Here is a 22,520-nt window from a genome sequence, read left to right on the forward strand (position 1 = left end):
TTGGAATATGATAGGCTTCATAAACTGTTTCCCTTTATTGAAGCCTTTTATACCACAAAGGAAAAACAGACGCCAGCTTTTTTTACCTTTTTTCGCTATTAATTTTTCAAAGAACTAAAGTGTTACATTTTATTAGATATCCTTAGGAGTGGCCGTTTACAAATATTGCATAAGTTTACAGTTGTAGAAAGAAGGTGTATCCGCCAAAGAACATTACATTAGGAAGATGAGTGGAATCACCCATTATGGAGTAAAATAGGGTCGGCTACTATTTTTGTATAATACTTGTATTGTTTTTGTTTAAGCGAACCCTTCTTTAGTAAGATTGATAGAAAATAATATAACCTATAACCTCTGTCTCTCATTCAATCCTCTGCGTTTAATGTTTTTACCGAAAAACGGGGGGAATGCACCCTGCGCAATTACTATTGCAACACTATTTTTGCAAATCTGCGTTTTCCCACTTTAAGGGTCATACCCGGCGTAATTTCTATATTTAGCGTGGGGTCATTAATGGTTTCACTGTTTACAGATACACCGCCTTGTTGGATCAACCGGCGCGCCTCGCCGTTTGTAGCGGCAAATTTACAGCAAACGATGAGTTTCGCGATCCATATTTTGCCGTTTTCAAGTTCGCCGGCAGGTATGGAGATAATGGGTATTTCGTCCGGAAGTGCGCCTTCTTTAAAAACACGGTCAAATTCTTCCGCGGCGGCTTCCGCTGCCTGGAGATTGTGGTAGCGACTTACTATGGCCTTTGCAAGCGCAACCTTTGCTGCGCGTGGATGGGTTTTTTCGTCAAGCAACTGCTGTATCTCTCCAATGCTTACATCCGTCGCAAGCTCAAAGTACTTGCGCATTACATTATCGGGGATGGACATTACCTTGCCGAACATTTCACGCGGCGGCTCAGTGATGCCGATGTAGTTGTTTAGGCTTTTACTCATCTTCTTATTGCCGTCGATCCCTTCTAAAAGCGAGGTGGTAAGTACTACCTGCGGTTCCATGCCGGCGTCCTTCTGTAAATCCCTTCCCACAAGCAGACTGAATAATTGATCGGTACCCCCAAGTTCAACGTCGTTCTTTACCATAATGGAGTCGTATCCCTGCATCAGCGGATAGATAAATTCATGCAGACTGATGGGAGAACCTGCCTTATAACGCTTCGAAAAGTCGTCCCGTTCCATCATTCGCGCAACGGTCATTTTTGAGACGAGTTGGATGACGTCGTTAAAGGTCATTGATTTGAACCATTTGCTGTTATAAACGACCTCTGTCTTATCCATATCGAGTATTTTCCCAGCCTGGGTAAGGTACGTTTTCGCGTTTTCCAGAACCTTATCGTGCGTTATCATTGGTCGTGTCTTGTTTACTCCCGAAGGGTCGCCCACGACGGCCGTATAGTCGCCGATGATGAGAATGGCCGTGTGCCCCAGCGACTGGAACGCCCGTAATTTGTGAATTGGGATGGCATTCCCTATATGGATATCCGGCGCAGTGGGGTCAAGCCCCAGTTTTACGCGAAGCGGCCTTTTTTCCTGCATTGAGCGGTCTATTTTTTTTATCAGTTCACCTTTAGAAACAATATCTACTGTTCCGCGCAGCAAGATTTCCATTTGTTCATTTACGTCTTTCGGCATAGGCGGTGCGTCTCCTATTGGAAAATATACTGCCGTTTTTTGCAGGCAGTATAATTAAGCGATAAAATTAATTTGTTATAATTTTTTAAAACACCGGTACTTTGCTGTCCATAAAGAACTTAAAGTACATCAAAAGAGCCAGTGTTAAGGAATTATGTAAAATATGTACCACGATGGAGGCGGCAAGGGATTGTGTTTTCTCATATAAATATCCCAAAAGAACTCCAAGGATAAATATTTGTAAAAACGCAAACATATCCATGTGTACCGCGGCAAAAACGGCAGCGCTTATAAAAATGGCGTATCGTATTCCAAAGTAACTTTTCAGCGCAGGGACTAAAAATCCACGGAATATGATTTCTTCCATAATTGGTGCGACAATAATGCCAAAAAATATGAGACATGCCAAAACGATGGCCGAATCCTCAGCCAATACCCACTGTACCACGTCCTGTATCTCCGGCATTATACCATAATAACTAAACACCGCGTTTATGATAAAACCGGCCAGCATTATTACAGGTATTGTGACAAGGTATCTTTTCAACCCTATTTTAATATTGTCGGCGATATTGACAAGCGTTAGCCCTAAATTGACAATAGATTGTCCATACTCAAAACGAACGATATAGCATATATAGAGACATATTAACAGGTTGGCAAGGAAAGAGACAAACAAGATCATCGTGCGAAATGAAGGGGAAGCGGTTTGTATCTCGAAACCAAAAACGGTTTGAATAAAGCTGATGAGTATCGGCATCCCGGCGAACGTAAAGACCATGTAGGTTGTGAGTACCTTAATAGCATCCTTTATGTTCCAGCGGTATTCCAGGGGGATTATTTGTTTTGTTTGTATATTACTCACTTTTAACCGTTTGTACCAATACCTCTCTGTTCCTTGGGCCATCAAATTCACAGAAGTAAATCCCCTGCCATGTCCCAAGCGCTAACCTTCCCTGAGAAATAGGGATGGCGGAAGCTGCACCGAAAACGGATGCCTTGATATGTGAGGCTGAATTCCCTTCCAAATGGGCGTAGTGATCATTCCATGGTACTATTTTATTTATCTCATCAACAATATCTTTTCTTACGGAGGGGTCGGCGTTTTCATTGATGGTAACAGCGGCGGTAGTGTGCGGCACGTAAACAAAACACATTCCTTCCATAATGCCCGTTTTATGCACAATGGCATGAACTTCACCGGTGATATCGATAAACTCTGTTTTTGCCCGCGTTTTTACTGATAGTGTATTCATTTGTATTTATAGTGCTGTCCGGTAAAAAATCTATTTCGCAAGTTTTTCCCATCACTCTTTTTACTGAGTGCGAAGGAGAAATCGGAAAAGGCATGCCGTTTTAAAGGAACAATATATCCTAATAGCTGAGAAATATTTTGTCAAATCTAAATAATCTGTAACACTTTAGTTTTTGAAAAAGGGGCGAAGTATTTGCCCGTTTGGGTGTGAACGCATTTATGACAATTTACAGCGAATGCTTCGCTCACTACACGGTGTGGCAAAACATCGTTTTTATTGGAATTTTTCAAAAAACTAAAGTGTAGCTTAAAAAGGGGATTTATAAATCAATATTATACATTTTCATTTTATTATATAAGGTTTTCAGGGAGATGCCCAGCGTTTTTGCCGCAAGGGGTTTGTGCCAGTTTTTTTCTTTCAATACTTGTATAATATGATTCTTTTCCACTTCAGAAAGCGCGATTTCCCCATTTTTACCATAGTGTTCATATGTCCTCCCGCGGATATTGTCAGGCAATTCCTCTATGCTGATAATATTTCCGTCTGCTAGTACAACAGTGCGTTCAATAGTATTTTCCAGTTCCCGAATGTTTCCCGGCCAGTCGTAGAGCGTCATAGCGTGTAACGCTTCCGGGTGCATATCCATGGTTCGTTCCCCTTTGCAAAATTTTTGGAGAAAATGCTGAATTAAAGCCGTTAAGTCATCTTTCCTTTCGCGTAAAGAAGGCAGGCGCAAGGTGATAACGTTTAAACGAAAATACAAGTCTTCTCTGAATCTGCCTTCCTTAACCTCTAGGGGCAGATTTTTATGCGTAGCAGCAATAATCCTTGCATCCACGGTGATAACACGATTATCACCAACACGCCGTATTTCACCCGATTGTATTACACGAAGCAGTTTTGCCTGCGTGTTAACGGTTAATTCGCCGATTTCATCAAGGAAGAGTGTGCCCCCTTCTGCAATTTCGAATAATCCAACCCTGGATTCCGCTGCACCGGTAAAAGCGCCTTTCACGTGCCCGAAGAGTTCGCTTTCCAATAAGGATTCCTGTAGGGTGGCGCAATTTACTATTACAAACGGTTTGTCCGCTCTTTTGCTGTATTGGTGTATCATTTTTGCGGCAAGCTCTTTTCCCGTGCCGCTTTCTCCTTGGATCAGCACGGTAACGTCAGATGGCGCAGTTTTATCGATCATTTTAAATACCGCTTTTATTGCCGGGCTGTTTCCTATCATAGAAGAAGGTTTTTGTACGTCATGTACCAGTGTCTTGAGATGAAAATTTTCCCTGCTGAGTTTTCTTTTTTCCAATGCCCTTTGCAATAATAAATCAAGCTCTTTGAGCTGGCATGGTTTTGTCAGGTAGTCATATGCGCCCAGCTTTATAGCCTGAACGGCATTCTCAATAGAACCTTGTCCTGTCAGTATTATTACTTCGGTGGTGGGTTCAATGGTTTTCACTTTTTTTAAGGTCTCAATGCCGTTCATGACAGGCATATTCATATCGAGTATCGCCACATCGTAATCCCGTTCCTGCATATTCTTTATCGTTTCCTGTCCACTGGCGCAACACGTCACATTATATCCCATCCGGTCGAGTTCCTTGGACATAATGTTTCTAAAGGTGCCTTCATCGTCGGTAAATAAAATAGTAGGTTTTTTACTCATAGGGCAATTATCCTGTCCTTTCTGCATTGTCTTGCTTTCCCGCTAATGGAAAGGTGATTTCAAAGACGGCGCCTCTTCCCTCACCTTCGCTGAACACATCAATTCTTCCGTTATGCATATCGACGATACCATAACATATGGATAATCCGATTCCTGTGCCTTTTTCCGTTGGTTTGGTGGTAAAAAAAGGGTCGAATATCCTGTTCAAATATTCGGGCTTAATGCCAACACCGGTATCCCTGAAGAGTATCTGTACGGTTGTTTCTTTCTGTAGGGTTGCAATAATAATTTCACCGCCGGCTTCTGTTGCATGGAAGGAGTTTGTGATTAAGTTTATAAAAACCTGTTTTATTTGTTGGGGATCTCCGATTATTTCGCAAGGCATTTCCGACAGATTGACCTGGATTTTCTGTTTTGCCTTGTTTTCAGGTTGGTGATACTGAAGGGAGTCGATTGTGTTTTTGATAATACTGTTTATATCTATTCGCTCAAAATGAGGTTCCGATTGTCTGGAAAAATTTAGTAAGTTTGAGATTATCGATTTGCAACGGTATGTTTCATTCGATATTATTTTTAAATATTCAGAGAAAATTTCCAGTTCTTCTTTTTCAGTATATTTTCCCGGACGGTTTAGTATTGAGATAAGTCTTTCGTTCAGTCCTTCCGCACAACCCGCAACGGAAGCAAGCGGATTATTTATTTCATGGGCAAGTCCTGTGGCAAGAGTTCCGATGCTTGCCAATTTTTCAGATTGTACTAACCTGCGCTGCGTATGCTGCAATTTTTTATATGCCTCTCTTATTTCAAGGGTTCGTTCTTCAACGTTCTGTTCCAGGGTATTGCGTGCCTCTGTTAACTGCCGTGTTCTGGCATCAATAATTCTCGATGCCTTCAGAACTATCAGATAGAGGGCTATGAACAACCCTCCCATTGCGGAACCTGTCATGAGGGTGGCCTTTTGATGTGCCTTTGCGATTTGCTTTTTTAACGCGGACATGTCCTGGTAGATTTCCAATACCCCAACCTGCGCCTTTTTCGTTCCCTCCGCATCCATTTCATAAAAGGGGTAATAACTTTCAAGCAAGGTTTCCGGAACGTAGGCGCCTTTTGAATCCATGGTGCCCGAGAGACGCAGCGCGGAAGCCGGAATGCCGTTAATGGCAGAATCTAATTTTTTATTTTCACCCCGGTTTATAGCAAACCCGATATGTTCCGATAGGGTGCTATAAATAATATTTCCTTCAAGGTCGTACAAATACAGTTTTTTTATATTTAAGCCGTACAAATTCTCTTTTACGGTATTGTCTAATTTTCTCAATTGCCTTCGATTATTTTCCAAATCGATTTTCCCCGATTTTTTCAGGGTGGGAATAAGAAAGTCTTTATAAAGTTCATAATTTATGTGTGTGATAAAATTATGTGCGTACTTTTCGCTTCGCTTAACCAATTCCTGGGATTCAAGTCTGGCAAATACTTTTCCGATAACAAAACTCAATATGACAATGATTACAAAGCTTGTGAGGGTGTAGTATAAAATTAAATTAAATTTCTCAGGATGTAATATTTTTTTAAATTTTGGCATAATTTATTTTATGTGGTGGAAAAAGGTAAAGCAAGGACGAACAGGCGACCAGAAAATAGCGCGGGGTCATTATCGTTAATCAGGTAAGGTTCTCGAAGGATGAATAATAAGGGTTTATACATTTTAAATAAAATTCATTGCAAGGTTGCTGTTTCAAAAATCTGACCTCTGATTAACCAGTCCTTACCATTTAACTATTGCCTGAACAAAAGATTTGCCATGAATACCTTCTCCCGCCTCATTTTCAACTTCATATTCAAACTTAAATATTACCTGTTTTATGGGTGAATAGTTTATTCCAAATGCAATCCGGTCGGCTTCGTTTCCGTCTGTAATATCTTTGTTTGGATCCACTGAATCGAAACGCAAAACCCCTTCAAGATATTTTAAATAATCCAGATCGAAGGGATACCGGTAAGTAGTTTGAACGTAATAGCCGTTTCTGTGATAATTCCCCCCATCTTCTGCCTTTTGTTCTACCCTGCTTGTAATATATTCCCCCCGGATTTCCAGATTTCCCCTTTTCAACTGAAAATCAGCGCCTAAAAAATCTATATCCCGTTTGTTGTTTTCATCATATTTTCCCCTTGAATATGAGCCGCCCACTTCAAATCCCGGAAAACACTCGAAGGCGATTCTTCCCCCCAGGGTCTTGCTGCTATTATTATCCCATAATTTCTGCACATCATTTGGTTCCGGGCCCTTGAGTCCATTTGTTATCGCGAATTCATATTTAAACCGTGTATTTAAAAATAAAGGAAGTGTTCCAAAAAACATTCCCCCATTGTCTGAATATGTTCCGGGAATAATCCTGATAGAAGGCAAAGGGCGGTCCACAAGTTTGTTAAAAGGGCCTTCTTCCGCAAACCGCTCAATACCAAACGGATACAAAAACCTGCCTGCGCGTATTTGCAGTACATCGCTTACTATTTCATAATTAAAGTGAAATGTTTCCAATTCAAATTGATTGAATCCCTCTTCAATCTCAAGTTCTGATACAAAAGAGAGTTTTTTTGTTATACGTTTGCCAAGCCAGAGAACGAGTTCATTCCCCTCCAAAAACTTTGAAGAAGGCTGCTGGGAATCATCATCTCTTCCTTTTACTGGGGTGGTGATTGCAAAAAAACCATGAAACTCAAATTTCTTCTCGTCATCTTTTTCCGGGAGAATGGCGTCAACGTCAAAATAAAAATCCTGCGGGAAAAAGCTACGTCTTTCTTTCTGGAGACTCAATGGCGCGGACGGCATAACTTCCTTTTCATCCCTTTCCGCATAGACTATACAGGCAAAGAAAATGAAGGAATGAACTATGAAAAATTTAGTCAAATAAAATTTCATAGAAAAGGGGCATCTAAAAAATTGGAATATTCAAAGATTAAGTATGGTATCCACGAGGATTCTGCAAAGATACCATATTTTATGCTGTTCTCAACCCTTATTTCTCAAGCTTTTTGGGTGATATTTGTCTGGTTTTCACTATATTTAATTGACAAATTAGCTCTTTATCTAAAAAAATACACAACATATGTGTTATTTATTAAAAGTTTAAATAAAAAGCCCGTTTCTTGTAAAAGGCAATAGAACAATGTAAAGCTGTTTCCATATGACAAGCAATGTTTCAAATAAACATTAACTTTGAAGAACATGAGTGATTAAATACCCTATCTTGGCTAAAGCGCCTGTTACGGAAGCCCTTATAGATATTCGCATATAAGGGTAAGGGGCAAATACTTCGTCCCTACTATTCATTTTTCTAAAAACTAAAATGTAACGATTTGTTTGACTATCCATTAATTAAAAGGTTATTATAACCACCTTGAAAAACGGAGTTTTTGCAAATATTTCCGGAAGGGATGAAATGAGAGTGAAAAAGGATACCTCTATTTCTTTATTCTATGACATGGTGGAACTGATGGAAAGGTTACGCGGCAAGGACGGCTGCCCGTGGGATAAAGAACAAAACCATGTAACCTTAAAACCCTATTTGGTGGAAGAGACATACGAAGTAATCGATGCAATAGATTCAGGCATACCGGACAAACTTAAAGAGGAACTGGCGGACCTGTTTCTGCAAATTATCTTCCACTGTCAAATTGCAAGGGAAAAAAAAGAGTTTGATATCAACGATGTAATGAAATTATGTCTGGACAAAATGATGCGCCGCCATCCCCATGTTTTTGGCGATTCGACAGCATCTACTTCAGAAGAAGTGGTTCAGCAGTGGGAGGCGATTAAAAAACAGGAGAAGGGATACGAAGAACGAAAATCTGCTGTTGATGGACTGCCAAAGCATCTTCCCGCGCTTCAAAAAGCGCAAAAAGTACAGAAGAAGGCGACAAAAGTGGGATTTGACTGGAAAGATATAAACGATGTCATAGCAAAAGTGGAAGAAGAAATGGAGGAAGTTAAAGAGGCTATCGCAAAGAAAGAAACAAAAGACATGGAGGAAGAAATCGGAGATCTTTTGTTTTCCGTGGTGAATCTTTCCCGTTTTTTACAGTTTGACACAGAAAATATACTTCATAAAACCATATATAAATTTGTAGACCGCTTTAAAAAAATAGAAAAAGAACTTGCTTCCTGCGGAAAAGATATTGAACAGTGTTCGATAGAAGAATTGGATGCTCTCTGGAACAAGGTAAAAATGAATGCCCGGAAAAATATTTAAACTCCGGCAAAACGGCACGAACACCAGCACGGAGACGGTTGCAGGCTCGACTACGTTTTTGACAATGTCATACATCATATTCGTCCAGCCTGCGGTACTTTCCGGTTGCGGGATGGATTTTGGTGCTGTCATGACGGCGACGTGCATTTCCAGTGCATTTGCGTGCATACTCATGGCACTTCTTGCCAATTATCCCATACCGCCGGCGTTTTATTACTTATTACTTATTCTGTCGTTTTTCGGATTGCGTGAACTGGTAATATTTATCATACCCGATTCGTTAAAAAGCGCCATTGCCGTTGGAATCGGATTGTTGATTGCGCTGGTAGGGTTTGATATGGCGGAATTATTGTGGATAAACCTGGCGTCCTTGTTGGACTCGGCGACCCTAAATCGCCGGAAATGTGGTTACCGCTGTTTGGCGTCATGGCAATAGGAACAATGGTGGCCCTTAAAATCCGGGGAGCAATCTTGTATGGACATTCATAGGGGTCCCCCTCGGGTTGGTACATTATCAGGGTATTGTCAGCATGCCACCCTCAATAGAACCGACATTATTAAAATGCGACCCCGTTAAAATACTGACTCACCCAGGGCTTATTTCCATCGTTTTTGTTTTTTTCTTTTTAGACCTTTTTGATACCGTAGGAACGGTAGTCGGAGTTGGGGAACAAGGGGGATTCTATAAAAACGGAAAAATCCCACGGATAAAACGAGTGTTTCTATCGGACGCAATGGGAACAATAAGCGGCGCAATACCAGGCACTTCAACAGTCACCAGCTATATTGAAAGCGCGGCTGGAATTCAATTGGTTTTATTTCATATTCCATTTTAAAACTCATTACTGAAAAAGCACGCAATACCCACTGGGCAATCCATTTGGTGTCCGCTACATTTATTACCAGATACTTTTTTTTAAGAACGTAATAGATTTTTGATTCTGTTGTGTGTTATGATTTTATCTTTTATAAAAACCGTTTGAAGGATACAGTGCTATTTTTGCTTCTTTAGAAAACAAATGAAATGTGTTGCGATAGATTTTGAGACGGCAAATGCAAAGCGTTCCAGTGTTTGTTCTTTGGGATTGGCGATAATTGAAGAACAAACGATTGTAAAAAGGACGTCATGGCTTATCAGGCCACCGGAGCTTTACTTTGATCCGTTTAGTACATATATCCACGGGATCTCAGCAAAAGATGTAGAAGACAAACCGGAATTTTATCAATTGTGGGACGAAATATTTCCGTTCCTGGAAGGCAGTTATCTCGTCGCCCATAATGCAAGTTTTGATATGAGTGTATTGTGCTGCATTCTCGATGTGTACAAAATACCTTACCCGCCTCTCAATTATTTTTGCACCCTTGCAATAGCCAAACGTGTTTGGCCGGGGCTTCTTGGATACGCACTTAATAAAATTTCCCGATATCTTGAAATTGAGTTCAAACACCATGACGCAGAAGAAGACGCCGTGGCATGTGCAAAAATCCTGCTCCATGCATACAATGAACTCGGCGTGAATAATCTTGAAGAATTGGCAAAAAAAATAAAATTGCCCGAAAAATACCTCCTCCCGGACAATTTTACACCAACACTTAATCCACAGGTAAGTATTTCGAGTGTTAAGAAAGAGTAACAAATATTCGCAACTATCTTTCACCGTCCGCAATTTGCAGTTTGCCGACTGTAGATTGCCGATTGCCGACTGTACAGTATTCCCCATTAATAAAGGAGACCAGGGGGGCTGTTTACCTCAACTTACTGGGAAGGCACGAACATTTCCGACGGTTCTACACATCCGGCATTTTAAAAATTACTCCGTTGTTTTCAGGGAAGATACATAATGCCCGATGGTTAACCCCTGGGCTACTATTGAAAACACGACGATTATGTAAGTTATTGTCAATAAGACCTCCCTCGATTCCCCTGCAGGAAGCGACAGGGCAAGCGCTACGGAGATACCGCCGCGCAATCCGCCCCATGTGAGGATTTTTATGGTATTCGGACTGAATTCTTTCAGAAAACGCATGAGCGTCACCGGCACACCCACACTTATAAAACGGGCTATCAACACGATAGGAATCATTATAAGCCCGGCAATCAGGTAATTTATTTTTATGGTAACCACCAGCACTTCCATCCCGATCATGAGGAAAAGAACCGCGTTTAATACTTCATCGATCAACTCCCAAAAAGAGTCCAGGTGGCCGCGTGTTTTCTCGCTCATCGCAAGAAGTCTTCCCTTATTGCCAATGAGTAACCCCGCGACAACTACCGCAATAGGGCCGGAAACATGAAGCATGTTCGCAAGGGTATATCCTCCCATGATCAGCGCAAGGGTAACAAGTATCTCTACCTGATAGTTGTCAACTGCCTTAAGCATAAAAAAAGCGATCATGCCAGTCACAAACCCAAAAACGATTCCTCCGACCGCTTCCTCGATAAAGAGAAAGGAGATGTGCTGAAAGGTCACTTCGTGCCCACCGGTTGCAATTTCCAAAAGGATTAAAAATACAACTACCGCAACTCCGTCATTGAAAAGGCTCTCGCCTGTGATTTTTGTTTCAAGGCTTTTGGAAACCCCCGCTTTCTTCAGTATGCCAATAACTGCGATAGGGTCTGTCGGGGCGATGAGCGCTCCAAACAAAAGGCAGTAAATGTAGGATAACTTGATATTCACCAGCGCAAATACCAGCCATGCCAGACTACCCACAATAAAAGTATTTGCTACAATTCCAAATGTCGCCAGGATAATAATGATATACTTATGTTTTGAGAGGTCTTCCAGGTTGACATGTAACGCCCCCGCAAAAAGGAGAAAACTGAGCATGCCGTTCATAAGCGTCTTATTAAAGTCCATCCGGTTCAAAGCATATGCCGCTTTCACATGGATTTCTCCCAACCCGAACAGTCCCAATATTACAATGACCAAAGAAGTGAGAATTGTTATCAGCAAAATACCGATAGTGGTGGGAAGCTTTATGAGGCGAAAGTTTATGTAGCTGAAAATAGCTGCAAGGCTAACCAGGATTGCGATAAGGCTAAACATTCCCATAGTGTTAGTTTTTATGCAATTAATTTACAAGTGTTACACATTATCGTATCTTCGCGTTAAAAATACGCTTCATTTGTTGCAGTGCATATACATGATCTTTTTTAGTAAGCGCAGCTACACAATTTTGCGGAATAGTCACCGCGTAGCCCCTCATATATGCATCACAAACTGTGTACAATACGCAAATATTAGTAACCACCCCTGTAATTATCAAATGCGTTGCACCAAACTGTTTTAATACTTTTTGCAATGATGTTTTGTAAAAACATGAGTAGCGCTTCTTGGTAACGAGAAAATCATCTTTCCCCGGCGCCAGTTCCTTAACTATACACGCCCCTTCTGTTCCTTCAACGGCATGTTCCGGCCATAAGGAAAACTCCGGATCATTTTTTATGTGAGCGTCACAACAATAAATAACCGGAATGCCTGATTTTCTCGCCGACAGTATTTCCTTTTTTATTCCGGGAATAATGTCCCTTGCTGCCGGCACTTCCAGCGAAGCGCCTTTTTTAACGAAATCATTGAGCATATCACAAATAAGCAGCGCAGTATTAGCACTGTTAAGATTTTTTGTTTTAACCAATATCTTTTCCTGTTTCATTATCTGTTCCATTATTTGGCCTGATTATCGCCAATGAAAGAATAAAAGTCAAACAGAATGAATGAAATGGGGGAAATCTGTTTGGATTCCTTTTTAAAGTTAGTTAAAATTGAATCGCAACTTTTGTTTTTGCCGACGTAGGGGCGTATTGCAATACACCCCTACAAGAATGGTTTGAAATTTTTATACGTTTAATCAATTTTGCACACTATTTATCTGTCATGATTAACCTGGTCGATTATAAAAACGAACGGCAGTATAAAACTGTTTTCTTTGAAACATTTGGATGCCAGATGAACAAACTCGATGCGGAATTGTCATTGGGGCTTTTACAGGAAGACGGTTACAGCATTGTTGACAAGGTCGAAGAGGCGGACGTCATTTTATACAATACATGCAGTGTGCGCCAGCACGCTGAGGACAAGGTATATTCACATCTTGGCGCATTGAGAACCCTCAAGAAAAAACATCCCGATGTAATCATAGGCGTACTTGGCTGCATGGCGCAAAAGGACGCACAATCTATTTTCAAACGCATGCCCCACGTTGATCTGGTCTGCGGTACCAGGATGTTTACCCGGCTGCCTGAATTACTTTTGAAGATCAGGAACCATGGCAACCACGTTCTTGCTGTAGATGAGGATGAAATTGTTGATGTAAAAAGAATTGCCGCATACCGGCCAAACGTCTATCAGGCATTCGTCACCGTTATGAGAGGATGCGATAATTACTGTTCCTACTGTATTGTTCCCTATGTACGGGGTAGGGAGGTCAGCAGGACAATTGCTGACGTTGAGCGAGAAGTGTTGGAGCTTGTTTCAAACGGTTGCAGGGAAATTACCCTACTCGGGCAAAACATAAATTCATACGGAAAGAGTTTGCCGGGGAACATCACCCTTGGAGACCTCCTTATTGAATTGAATGGCATCGAAAAACTCGAACGGCTACGATTTGTAACTTCACACCCAAAAGACATGTCCCGCGACCTTATCCGCACCATGAGCCAACTTGATAAAGCCTGTGAATATTTACACATGCCTGCACAGTCCGGATCAGACCGGATACTAAAAAAAATGCATCGTGGTTATACGGCAGGTTATTACCGAGAACTCATACAATACGCGAGGGACCTCATGCCCACTATTAAAGTGGCAGGCGATTTCATTGTAGGTTTTCCGGGAGAAACGGAAGAAGATTTTCAGGAAACCGTGTGTTTAATGGAAGACATTCGCTTTCAAAACAGCTTCATATTCAAGTATTCAACCCGCACAGGCACTAAGGCTGCAGAACTGACAGACGACGTGCCTGATGAAATAAAGAAAAAAAGAAATACAACGCTACTGGATTTGCAAAAGAAAATCAGCCTTGAAGAAAATAAAAAACTGATTGGCAGGAAGCTGCAGGTGCTTGTCGAAGGCGCAAGCAAATCAGACCCCAACAAACTCTCCGGCAGGACGCGGCAGAACAATATTGTTGTGTTCAAAGGACAACCAGCGCTGGTGGGCACACTTGTGGATATAACAATAAATGAAGCAACAGACCTTACACTTTTTGGCACAATATAGCATTTCCCCTAACTATCTAACCCACGTAAAACCGGTAATCAGATTTTACATGTAGGGGCGAATTAGTTGCTATAAATTGATATACTCAATCAGACTGAAACCAGTGGTTTCAGTCTGATTGAGTATATAACAACTGAGCAGGGTAATGTTTACAAGAAACAAAAAATTCCATATTCAGATAATGTGATATTTTGTACTAAATAAACGGAGACGTAGCAGCTTTGTAGCAAATGCTTTGCCTCTATACTTTACAATTTTTTTAATCTGTACTACTATCCAGCAACTTCTTGTTTTTAATGCTCGTTTTTCAAAAGGCATAACCGTGAAGCATTGATTGGATGAGGCTTGCGTAAAGTTTGGAGCATTGAGGTTTTTGTCATTTGAATTTGTTGCGGCCAAAGGCTGCGCAAAGTAACTTGTAGTTCTACTTTCGTATTTGGCGTTTTGTGTTTGTCTGGCTGTTGGCGTGTTCAGGTTAGGTGTGATAATCGGCATTGATAGAGACGTATTCTTTTGATAAATCACACGTCCGGATTGTATCCGAGTAATCTCCGGTTCCTATTTGCAGTTTGATAAAAATATCACGCGCTTGCATAGAAGTTTTTAGGGTGGCATGATCAAAAGAGGCGGGCATCCCCTTTTCATACACAAGCACATCATTGATATGAAGCGTGGTATTTGCTTCGTCAAGCTCAACCCCGGCATATCCGGCGGCAGAAACGATACGCCCCCAGTTTGGGTCGCTTCCGTGCATTGCTGTTTTTACGAGAGGTGAATCTCCGATGGTTCTGGCGGTTTTGGTAGCGTCATTGAGGGATTTTGCACCCGTTACAAAGATTTGAATGAATTTTGTTGCCCCTTCCCCGTCCAGAATAATGGCTTTTGCCAGCCATCCGGCAACGTAGTCGAGCCCTTTCTGAAACAGTGATAATTCGGCCCCTTCAGACGTCACCTCAACGCCGGAAGCCCCGTTTGCAATAATGGCGGCGGTGTCGTTTGTACTCATGTGCCCGTCAATCGTGATACGGTTAAAAGATTGCTCTGCTGAATGTACAAGGCACGTATGCAAAAGGTCTGCTGAAATTTTAGCATCGGTCGTTAAGAAACAGAGCATTGTGGCAAGGTTTGGGGAGATCATTCCTGCCCCCTTGCAGATTCCTCCAATGAACACTTCTTTTCCTTGTGTTTTTATTTTAATCGCAATGCTTTTGGGTCTTGTATCCGTGGTCATAATCGCCTGCGCGATTGATCTTCCATGCGCAGGGGTATTGCCTAAAGAGGCGGATGCCTGCTGAATCCCCGCGGAAATTTTATCCATTGGCAAGTGTTTGCCTATGATGCCTGTGGAAGATACCAAAATTTCTTCCGGAGGAATTGCGAGGAGTTTTGACGTTATCAATGCCATCTCTTCAGCATCTTTGTAACCACGCTCCCCTGTGCATGCATTAGCATTGCCGCTGTTTACCACTACTGCACGAAGTTTTCCGCCCCGGGTGTTTTTTCTCCCCAGCAGTACAGGCGCAGCACATATCTTGTTTGTTGTGAAAAGAGCCGCTCCCGTTGCAGAGGTTTTTGAGAAAATTATGCCCAGGTCAAGACTCTCTTTTGCTGTTTTTATTCCACAATAAGTTCCTGAAGCCTGAAACTCTTTTGGAGTGACTATGCCCCCTGAAGGAAGTTCTTGTAAGTATTCGGGTACGTGTTCTTTCATGTATTAGGGGAACGTTTTATTGCCTGAAGTTTGAAGTATATTTTCAACGTAATAAACGGGAAAAATTCCTTATAAAACAAACACTGCGGCAGCTACAACGGTTGTCCATAAACCGTGCTTATCTCCTCTTGCCGCCTGAGTAATATTCCTTGTCTTTACAATCTTCCCGCTCATCCGGTAAATTTCTTTGCGTTCATCGTAGTTTTTCTCAGGGTCAAATTCGATACCCAGGGTGCTTGCTAACATGCTAGCCGCAAGGTCTTCAGCATAATCGCCGGATTTTTCCTCAGTTTCTCCGAAGGCATGGTGCTCGCTCAGATATCCATAACCCACGGTTGAAGGTATGGCCATACCGACGGAAGCGGTTATCATCCTGTTTGGTTCGCAAGTAGAATTTTCGCTCATTACACAGAAAACGACCTGCCCGGCCTTTAGCATGGGAACTCCCTGTGGCTTGGAGATTATCTTGCAATTTGGCGGACATATACTGGATACGCGTACCAAATTACATTTTTCTATACCAGCTTTTCTTAAGGCAAGTTCAAAGGATTGCAATTTGTCTTTATGTTTCCCAACGCCTTTTGTAAAGAAAACCATCTTTGGTATCATCATAATTATAATTCCTTCGAGAATGGTTGATTGTGTAAGATTTATAAAATGAAAAGAATTCTGGCGAGAATGGTTGATTGTGTAAAGTTTATAAAATGAAAAGAATTCGGGTAGTGAAACAAATTTCAGTATGAAAAGCAACATAATTATCACAAATAAAACAGGTGGTTTTTTTGTGGCGTAACTTCTAGCGCTGCCAGCTTATATCGATTAATTTCCGGAGCGATTCTTTCGCCCTTCCTTCATCGATAGACCGACCGGCGACGTCTATTCCCTCTCCGAAGGTTTTTGCCTTTCCTCCGGTGATGATTGCGGCCGCGGCATTCATAAGGACAATATCTCTTTTAGGGCTACGGACGCCGTTGAATACCTCTTTCATTGCCAGCGCACTCTCTTCCGGTGAATTTACCATAAGATCTGAAAGGCTGGATTTTTTTATTCCAAAATCCTGAGGTTCTATATAGTAGCTTTTTATTGCGCCGTCAGCAAGTTCGCAGATTTTTGTTTTTCCTGTGACGGTGATTTCGTCCAGACCGTCAAGTCCGTGTACAACAAAAGCATGTTTATCGCCTAACCGCTTTAGGGTTTCCGCAATGATAAAGGTCAGGTGTTCATTATATACCCCCAGAATACGGTGGACAGCGCCTGCAGGATTTGCGAGAGGCCCGATAAGATTAAATATTGTCCGTATCCCTATTTCCTTTCTTGGTTTGCCCGCATGTTTCATTGCCTGGTGTAAAAGAGGTGCAAAGAGAAATCCAACATTCGCAGCCTCAATACACTTCTCTACTGTTTTTACATCTGCCGCGATATTAACACCCAACCGCTGCAAAACATCCGCACTGCCACAATTACCCGAAACCGCTTTGTTCCCGTGTTTTGCGACTTTTATGCCCACTCCCGCTATAACAAATGCAGCCGCGGTAGAAATATTGAATGTGTTTTTTGCGTCACCGCCTGTTCCGCAGGTGTCAACAATTATCCCTGTACCGGCGTTTATCTGTAAGGCTTTTTGTCGTATCGCCAGCGCACACCCTGTTATTTCATCAACGGTTTCACCTTTCATACATAAGGCAGTTAAAAACGAGGCAATTTGAGACTCTGTCGCATACCCTTCCATAATTTGTGTCATAGCGGCAAAGCTTTCTTCCTGGCTCAAATTCCTTCTGTTTGTTAGTTTGTAAATTATTTCCTTGTTAAACATGGCGTTAAACATTCAAAGAGTAAAGGGTTGTTTTTTCCTCTTTCAAGAAACAGACAGATTAGATGTACGATTTACGATTTTAAATCGCACTTCGTAAACCGTACCTTGTAACATCCCAACTTCCGGCAGGCAGTGCCTGCCCTACATGGCTTCTTTTCCGAAGCAGACATAGATTTTGATACATATTTACCGTTCAGGTCAATTTTTTACTTGACGGATAATGACATAAGTTTTACAATTATCCTTTAATTTTTACAGACCAAATATTATAGAAAGGCTTTAAGGAGATTTATGGCAAAAATATTGATTACATCCGATGAAAACATAAGAGATGCTCTTCGAAGGTTCAAGAAAATGTGTGATAAAGAAGGTATTATTAACCAGTCAAAACGCATTGCGTATTTTGAAAAACCTTCGGAGAAAAAACGTCGTGAAGAAAGCCGTCGTATAAAAAATATTAAAAGGGCTCAAAAGCTGGGCATTTCAGGACAAACAGTGGTTGCACGCACAAGCTTTACCCGTTCTGGCAGAAATAATTAACGGACGCCTCGTTTACAGAGGTGTTCTCCATGGTATTTTTGGTGCGTCGCCCCATAAAAGCTCGAGGTCATAAAAATGACGCATTTCCTGGCAAAAAAGGTGAAGCACCACATCTCCATAATCGATTAGTATCCATTTCGCCTCCGCATATCCCTCTATGCCGCTACGATAAATCCCATACTCTTTCATTTTTAGTTCAACTTCATCTGCAATACCCTGCAACTGACGGCTGTTCAATCCACTGCAAATAACGAAGAAATCGGCAATAAAGGATACCTCTTTTACCTCCAATATTACTATTTCTTCCGCTTTTTTATCGTCTGCAATTCTGGCAAATATAATTGCCTTTTCTTTAGAATCTAACGTTTTTTCTCTCCTTAAAACATAAAGTTTTTTTATTGAGTTTACAAAGCATCTTCGAAACCCGGATTATAGTGTGCTGAGGATTCGACATCCGCAATGTTGCTCCCGCAATAGAAACAAAACTTTGCGTATTTGGGATTTACGGATGCACAATCATCGCACCTGTAATACAAAAGCGTTCCGCATAAAATACAAAAATTTGCGCCTTTTGCATGATGATCAAACTGGCAATGAGAATTAGGGCATATTTTGCACTCTGCTTCCGCGTGGCTATTATTCGCCATAATTTTACCTCCTCTCTTTAAACGACCGCAATTTTGTAAAGGACTGTTGCAGTTAAAAAATACTACTACCTGCCACGGTTAAACAGGTTTATTGTAGCACTTTAGTTTTTTGAAAAATTCCAGCAATGTAGTGCGACGAGGTTCGTCGCACCAAAAAAAACAGTGCGATAAGGAATAGGGTCTACTCAAAACAATGCGACGAACCTCGTCGCACTACAAATCATTATTTCCAGTTTCAAAAGACTAAAGTGTACTATTTGTTTGACTATACCTTACGAGTGCACAAATTACGAAATGTAGAGCGAAGTACCACTTTGCTGATACCAATATATAGAGTAAGCGAAGAGACTCTTCGCTCTACAATTGAAAGCACAATTTGTGCACTCGTAAGGTATATATAAGCATGGCGCTGAATGTTTCAATTCAACGCCATGCTTTAGTTACCGCTAATTAAGGTGTAAAAAAGCGCTGATTTGTTCCGAATATTTAAGAGTGATTCCTGCAAAGACGACTGATACTACTGACATCAGCTTTAATAAAATATTTAACGACGGGCCAGAAGTATCTTTGAACGGATCCCCTACCGTATCTCCCACTACGGCTGCTTTATGCGCATCAGAGCCTTTTCCGCCAAATGCACCGCCTTCGATATATTTTTTTGCGTTATCCCATGCGCCGCCGGCGTTTGCCATGAAAACGGCCAGCAGAAATCCGGTCGTTAAGCTTCCCGCCAGGAGACCCACAATGCCAGGCACCCCCAGTATTAAACCGGTTGCAATTGGGGTCAGAAGCGCAAGTACAGATGGAAGTATCATTTCTCTCTGAGCGCCCTTAGTGCTTATGGAGACGCATGCGGCGTAATCCGGCGGGTTTTTCCCCTCCATAATACCAGGAATTTCGCGGAATTGCCTTCTTACCTCCTCTACCATACTACCCGCGGCACGCCCTACAGCCTTCATTGTCAATGCGCAAAAGACAAAGGAGATTAACCCCCCAATAAATAAACCGACCAACACCTTTGGATTAATTAAGGTAATATTCATAGAGGCCATAAGGTCGGCTAAGGTTGCTTTTGCTATGTCAATGTTTATGCCGGCAACCTGTATGACATGTGTTCCTGCACGCTCCAATCCTATTTTTACCTGCTCTACAAATGACGCAATCAATGCCATTGCGGTTAAAGCGGCCGACCCAATCGCAAACCCTTTCCCTGTGGCAGCCGTTGTGTTTCCTAAGGCATCCAGTGCATCTGTTCTTTCCCTGACGTACGGCTCAAGCCCGCTCATCTCCGCGTTACCGCCTGCATTGTCCGCAATTGGCCCATAGGCATCGGTAGCAAGAGTAATGCCTAGCGTGGAAAGCATGCTTACTGCAGCAATGGCAATGCCATACAGGCCGAGTGAAGTATTTGCGAAACCACCGGCAAAGCCAAAGCTTAATAAAATTGCAACCGAAATTGTTACCACAGGGATAATAGTAGATTTCATGCCCGTTGCAATGCCATCGATGATAACCGTCGCAGGGCCTGTTTTCGCATGCCCCGCTATGCCTTTTGTTGGTGAATAATTTGAGGAGGTATAATATTCTGTACCTTTGCCAATAATTATACCGGCAATTAATCCGGTAAATATGGAACCCCAAACACCGAAGTTTTGGGGCAGCATAAATTTAATAACGATTGCCGATGTTATCAGTATCAGAATCGAACTTATGTTAACTCCTTTCCCCAAGGCTTTCAAAAGTTCTTTTTGCGTCGCCTCTTCTTTTGTCTTCACCGTATATATGCCTATAATGGAGAGAATAATACCTACTCCCGCCAATATCATGGGCACAACCATTCCGGCGATGCCTAAACCTGCGGTTATTGCCAATGCAGCGCATGCCAGCATTGAATTGTAATAGGATTCATACAAATCAGCTCCCATGCCTGCCACGTCGCCAACATTGTCGCCGACGTTATCCGCAATGGTCGCAGGATTTCTCGGGTCATCTTCAGGAATGCCCGCCTCTATTTTTCCTACCAGGTCGGCCCCGACATCTGCGGCTTTGGTGAATATTCCACCGCCAACCCTGGCAAATAGTGCCTGAGAGCTTGCGCCTATGCCAAAACACGGTAACATCATCGCCATATCCAGCAAGGTAAAATTGGTAAATTTGCGAAACACAAAAAACCACAAGGAAATATCCAGAAGCCCCATTCCCACAACTACAAGCCCCATCACCGCGCCGCTTCTAAAAGCAATCTGTAATCCCTGGTTTAACGATTTCCTTGCGCCTTCTGCGGTTCTTGCACTTGCATTTGTTGCTGTTTTCATCCCCAAAAATCCGGCAAATCCCGATAAAAAAGCGCTGGACAGGAACGCGAAAGGCACTACTGTCGATTGGAGTTTTAATCCGTAGGAGATGAAAAGAAGTACGAGAAATGCACCGACAATAAAGATGCCGATTACCTTATATTGTTGTTTTAGATATGCATAAGCGCCTTTCCGTACGTGCATTGCAATGGAAATCATCTTTTCATTGCCCTCCGGAAATTTCATAACGCCTCTGTAAAATTTCATTGCGAAGAAAAGACCGCATATTGCTCCAAACGGGGCAATCCACCAAAGTATAGGTATTGAGCGAGAACTATCTTCTGCTGTGCCTTTAGTTGACATTAGGGGGTGCCCGATGTCAAACGCAGGCATCTCCGTGCTTATCTTTGCGGCTGTTTGAGCCTGGGCATTGTGAGAAAAAATATCTGACTTTACCGCCCCAAAGATAAAAATGGTCAACATCAAAAGTATCATTATGATACTCACACGGTTGACTTTAAATATAAGATTAAAAATACGTAAAAAATTATTCATCGACGTACATTATTCTCCTTTCTGCCAATCATTTCTTTAATTTAAAAATATAACGAAGCAAAGTAATACAACACATTCACTAAAAGATTTATTTCTCCCAGTCTTGCAAGACGGAATTGTCGGCTTTATTTATTGTATCGCACAAAACCATTTTTTTCTCTTCCAGCTTTTTGATAAACGTTTTTACCTCTACCAGCGTATCTTCAGGGTATTTTTCGCCATATTCTTTCCATTCCTTTATTGCAGTTTCAACATAATCAAGGGCACTTCCAAAATTCCCCTCTTCTTCTGCACATAGCGCCGCTTTCCACAAGGTATGGCAAATGGTTCTTTCTATCGCAGCGATATTTCTCAGCTTTGGCGCGTTTACAACAGATTTTCCCATCCAGAAAAGGGCGGCTTCGTAATTGTCTTCCCCATCTTCTTTTTTCAATTGTTCCCTGTTAAATGTTGCATATTTAAAGTACCGTTGATCAAACAAATGCGCATACATAAACCCTAATTCAAAAAAAAGATCACCGCTCCCGGGATTTTTCAACGCCCCTTTCTTTGCGAAATGCAATCCAGCGCTGACCCATTTCCATTTGTTTTGCGGCGAATCCCATTCATGGGCGATATTATATGCCATATTCCATGCCTGAAAGATCCAAACCGCAGGAAAATCAGGCTGTAATTTAGATATGAGATTGTTAATAGTCAACAATTCATAATATTTTTTCTCCTCGTGCCTGGCAAGCGCCCTTACCCACAGAAGGTCAACGACAATGCCACGAAGCCCGCCGGACAAAAGCAAAGGAATTGTTTCGGCAGGAGAATAATTCACTGGCGTTGCTGTTGAATTATTCCGGTAAGAAATTACACCTATATTGACAAAAAAGATGATACATAGCAGTGCATATAAAAATAAGCGCCTTTTTCGCAGCATTCCG

The 22,520-nt window shown here is 41.8% G+C and carries 21 protein-coding genes; 6 read left to right on the top strand and 15 right to left on the bottom strand.

Annotated features, from left to right (window positions below; translation table 11 throughout):
* Positions 1–425: 425 nt before the first annotated feature.
* The 6 genes from tyrS to QZT26_RS07065 form a co-directional block, all read right to left on the bottom strand.
* A complete protein-coding gene (tyrS, locus tag QZT26_RS07040) occupies positions 426–1,640 on the bottom strand; it encodes a tyrosine--tRNA ligase (protein ID WP_295101388.1) in 1,215 nt (404 codons plus the stop codon).
* An 85-nt stretch (positions 1,641–1,725) separates the two neighbouring features.
* Positions 1,726–2,505, bottom strand: a complete 780-nt coding sequence (locus QZT26_RS07045) for a CPBP family intramembrane glutamic endopeptidase (RefSeq protein ID WP_157820465.1) — start codon at positions 2,503–2,505, stop codon at positions 1,726–1,728.
* Positions 2,498–2,896 (bottom strand): secondary thiamine-phosphate synthase enzyme YjbQ, encoded by a 399-nt coding sequence (locus QZT26_RS07050; RefSeq protein WP_099324840.1) that lies wholly within the window; start codon positions 2,894–2,896, stop codon positions 2,498–2,500. Before QZT26_RS07050 ends, QZT26_RS07045 begins: the two co-directional genes overlap by 8 nt.
* Positions 2,897–3,215: 319 nt before the next feature.
* The gene (locus QZT26_RS07055) at positions 3,216–4,562 is read right to left on the bottom strand and encodes a sigma-54 dependent transcriptional regulator (RefSeq protein WP_230408058.1); all 1,347 of its coding nucleotides are present in this window, start codon (positions 4,560–4,562) and stop codon (positions 3,216–3,218) included.
* A gap of 7 nt (positions 4,563–4,569) precedes the next feature.
* Positions 4,570–6,144 carry an ATP-binding protein gene (locus QZT26_RS07060; RefSeq protein ID WP_295101392.1) on the bottom strand — a complete coding sequence of 525 codons (1,575 nt, stop codon included), beginning with the start codon at positions 6,142–6,144 and terminating at the stop codon, positions 4,570–4,572.
* A gap of 183 nt (positions 6,145–6,327) precedes the next feature.
* Complete coding sequence (locus QZT26_RS07065; protein WP_164994473.1) at positions 6,328–7,470, bottom strand: porin; 1,143 nt, start codon at positions 7,468–7,470, stop codon at positions 6,328–6,330.
* 532 nt (positions 7,471–8,002) lie between these two features.
* Here QZT26_RS07065 and mazG point away from each other — a divergent pair.
* The 4 genes from mazG to QZT26_RS07085 all read left to right on the top strand — a co-directional run bounded on the left by mazG (position 8,003) and on the right by QZT26_RS07085 (position 10,446).
* Positions 8,003–8,812, top strand: a complete 810-nt coding sequence (gene mazG, locus QZT26_RS07070) for a nucleoside triphosphate pyrophosphohydrolase (RefSeq protein ID WP_295101394.1) — start codon at positions 8,003–8,005, stop codon at positions 8,810–8,812.
* Positions 8,793–9,248 carry a hypothetical protein gene (locus QZT26_RS07075; protein ID WP_295101395.1) on the top strand — a complete coding sequence of 152 codons (456 nt, stop codon included), beginning with the start codon at positions 8,793–8,795 and terminating at the stop codon, positions 9,246–9,248. Before mazG ends, QZT26_RS07075 begins: the two co-directional genes overlap by 20 nt.
* Before the next feature lie 49 nt (positions 9,249–9,297).
* The gene (locus QZT26_RS07080; RefSeq protein ID WP_261341095.1) at positions 9,298–9,648 is read left to right on the top strand and encodes a solute carrier family 23 protein; all 351 of its coding nucleotides are present in this window, start codon (positions 9,298–9,300) and stop codon (positions 9,646–9,648) included.
* A 183-nt stretch (positions 9,649–9,831) separates the two neighbouring features.
* Entirely contained in the window at positions 9,832–10,446 is a 615-nt protein-coding gene (locus QZT26_RS07085; RefSeq protein ID WP_099324835.1) for a 3'-5' exonuclease, read from the top strand.
* A gap of 177 nt (positions 10,447–10,623) precedes the next feature.
* On the opposite strand, the gene QZT26_RS07090 is transcribed toward QZT26_RS07085, so the two are convergent.
* Positions 10,624–11,865 (bottom strand): sodium:proton antiporter, encoded by a 1,242-nt coding sequence (locus QZT26_RS07090; protein ID WP_295101396.1) that lies wholly within the window; start codon positions 11,863–11,865, stop codon positions 10,624–10,626.
* 40 nt (positions 11,866–11,905) lie between these two features.
* On the bottom strand, positions 11,906–12,478 hold the full coding sequence (locus QZT26_RS07095; protein ID WP_295101398.1) for an isochorismatase family cysteine hydrolase: 573 nt from the start codon (positions 12,476–12,478) through the stop codon (positions 11,906–11,908).
* A gap of 209 nt (positions 12,479–12,687) precedes the next feature.
* Here QZT26_RS07095 and miaB point away from each other — a divergent pair, with 209 nt between their 5' ends.
* Entirely contained in the window at positions 12,688–14,031 is a 1,344-nt protein-coding gene (miaB, locus tag QZT26_RS07100; RefSeq protein WP_099324832.1) for a tRNA (N6-isopentenyl adenosine(37)-C2)-methylthiotransferase MiaB, read from the top strand.
* Positions 14,032–14,506: 475 nt separating this feature from the next.
* Here the strand turns inward: miaB and argJ are convergent, their stop codons facing one another.
* The 3 genes from argJ to trpD all read right to left on the bottom strand — a co-directional run bounded on the left by argJ (position 14,507) and on the right by trpD (position 17,555).
* On the bottom strand, positions 14,507–15,742 hold the full coding sequence (argJ, locus tag QZT26_RS07105; RefSeq protein ID WP_099324830.1) for a bifunctional glutamate N-acetyltransferase/amino-acid acetyltransferase ArgJ: 1,236 nt from the start codon (positions 15,740–15,742) through the stop codon (positions 14,507–14,509).
* A 69-nt stretch (positions 15,743–15,811) separates the two neighbouring features.
* Positions 15,812–16,354 carry an arginine decarboxylase, pyruvoyl-dependent gene (locus tag QZT26_RS07110; protein WP_169703198.1) on the bottom strand — a complete coding sequence of 181 codons (543 nt, stop codon included), beginning with the start codon at positions 16,352–16,354 and terminating at the stop codon, positions 15,812–15,814.
* A 184-nt stretch (positions 16,355–16,538) separates the two neighbouring features.
* On the bottom strand, positions 16,539–17,555 hold the full coding sequence (trpD, locus tag QZT26_RS07115) for an anthranilate phosphoribosyltransferase (protein WP_099327012.1): 1,017 nt from the start codon (positions 17,553–17,555) through the stop codon (positions 16,539–16,541).
* A gap of 291 nt (positions 17,556–17,846) precedes the next feature.
* Here trpD and rpsU point away from each other — a divergent pair, with 291 nt between their 5' ends.
* Positions 17,847–18,095, top strand: coding sequence for a 30S ribosomal protein S21 (gene rpsU / locus QZT26_RS07120; RefSeq protein WP_099324829.1), 249 nt, complete (start codon positions 17,847–17,849; stop codon positions 18,093–18,095).
* Positions 18,096–18,107: 12 nt separating this feature from the next.
* Here rpsU and rsfS read toward each other — a convergent pair whose 3' ends face one another.
* The 4 genes from rsfS to QZT26_RS07140 all read right to left on the bottom strand — a co-directional run bounded on the left by rsfS (position 18,108) and on the right by QZT26_RS07140 (position 22,516).
* Positions 18,108–18,494, bottom strand: a complete 387-nt coding sequence (gene rsfS / locus QZT26_RS07125; RefSeq protein ID WP_315850893.1) for a ribosome silencing factor — start codon at positions 18,492–18,494, stop codon at positions 18,108–18,110.
* 5 nt (positions 18,495–18,499) lie between these two features.
* Positions 18,500–18,742 (bottom strand): zinc ribbon domain-containing protein, encoded by a 243-nt coding sequence (locus QZT26_RS07130; protein ID WP_099324827.1) that lies wholly within the window; start codon positions 18,740–18,742, stop codon positions 18,500–18,502.
* 446 nt (positions 18,743–19,188) lie between these two features.
* Positions 19,189–21,591 carry a sodium-translocating pyrophosphatase gene (locus tag QZT26_RS07135; protein WP_197705377.1) on the bottom strand — a complete coding sequence of 801 codons (2,403 nt, stop codon included), beginning with the start codon at positions 21,589–21,591 and terminating at the stop codon, positions 19,189–19,191.
* A gap of 88 nt (positions 21,592–21,679) precedes the next feature.
* Entirely contained in the window at positions 21,680–22,516 is an 837-nt protein-coding gene (locus QZT26_RS07140) for a hypothetical protein (RefSeq protein ID WP_099324826.1), read from the bottom strand.
* Positions 22,517–22,520: the final 4 nt, after the last annotated feature.

The organism is uncultured Candidatus Kuenenia sp., assembly GCF_900696675.1.
Taxonomy (GTDB): domain Bacteria; phylum Planctomycetota; class Brocadiia; order Brocadiales; family Brocadiaceae; genus Kuenenia; species Kuenenia stuttgartiensis_A.

Excerpts from the sequence above, each read along its gene's own strand:
- tyrS (WP_295101388.1), bottom strand. The coding sequence starts at position 1,640 with ATGCCGAAAGACGTAAATGAACAAATGGAAATCTTGCTGCGCGGAACA.
- QZT26_RS07050 (WP_099324840.1), bottom strand. The coding sequence starts at position 2,896 with ATGAATACACTATCAGTAAAAACGCGGGCAAAAACAGAGTTTATCGAT.
- QZT26_RS07055 (WP_230408058.1), bottom strand. The coding sequence starts at position 4,562 with ATGAGTAAAAAACCTACTATTTTATTTACCGACGATGAAGGCACCTTT.
- QZT26_RS07060 (WP_295101392.1), bottom strand. The coding sequence starts at position 6,144 with ATGCCAAAATTTAAAAAAATATTACATCCTGAGAAATTTAATTTAATT.
- mazG (WP_295101394.1), top strand. The coding sequence starts at position 8,003 with ATGAGAGTGAAAAAGGATACCTCTATTTCTTTATTCTATGACATGGTG.
- QZT26_RS07075 (WP_295101395.1), top strand. The coding sequence starts at position 8,793 with ATGCCCGGAAAAATATTTAAACTCCGGCAAAACGGCACGAACACCAGC.
- QZT26_RS07085 (WP_099324835.1), top strand. The coding sequence starts at position 9,832 with ATGAAATGTGTTGCGATAGATTTTGAGACGGCAAATGCAAAGCGTTCC.
- QZT26_RS07090 (WP_295101396.1), bottom strand. The coding sequence starts at position 11,865 with ATGGGAATGTTTAGCCTTATCGCAATCCTGGTTAGCCTTGCAGCTATT.
- QZT26_RS07095 (WP_295101398.1), bottom strand. The coding sequence starts at position 12,478 with ATGGAACAGATAATGAAACAGGAAAAGATATTGGTTAAAACAAAAAAT.
- miaB (WP_099324832.1), top strand. The coding sequence starts at position 12,688 with ATGATTAACCTGGTCGATTATAAAAACGAACGGCAGTATAAAACTGTT.
- argJ (WP_099324830.1), bottom strand. The coding sequence starts at position 15,742 with ATGAAAGAACACGTACCCGAATACTTACAAGAACTTCCTTCAGGGGGC.
- QZT26_RS07110 (WP_169703198.1), bottom strand. The coding sequence starts at position 16,354 with ATGATGATACCAAAGATGGTTTTCTTTACAAAAGGCGTTGGGAAACAT.
- trpD (WP_099327012.1), bottom strand. The coding sequence starts at position 17,555 with ATGTTTAACAAGGAAATAATTTACAAACTAACAAACAGAAGGAATTTG.
- rpsU (WP_099324829.1), top strand. The coding sequence starts at position 17,847 with ATGGCAAAAATATTGATTACATCCGATGAAAACATAAGAGATGCTCTT.
- QZT26_RS07130 (WP_099324827.1), bottom strand. The coding sequence starts at position 18,742 with ATGGCGAATAATAGCCACGCGGAAGCAGAGTGCAAAATATGCCCTAAT.
- QZT26_RS07135 (WP_197705377.1), bottom strand. The coding sequence starts at position 21,591 with ATGAATAATTTTTTACGTATTTTTAATCTTATATTTAAAGTCAACCGT.
- QZT26_RS07140 (WP_099324826.1), bottom strand. The coding sequence starts at position 22,516 with ATGCTGCGAAAAAGGCGCTTATTTTTATATGCACTGCTATGTATCATC.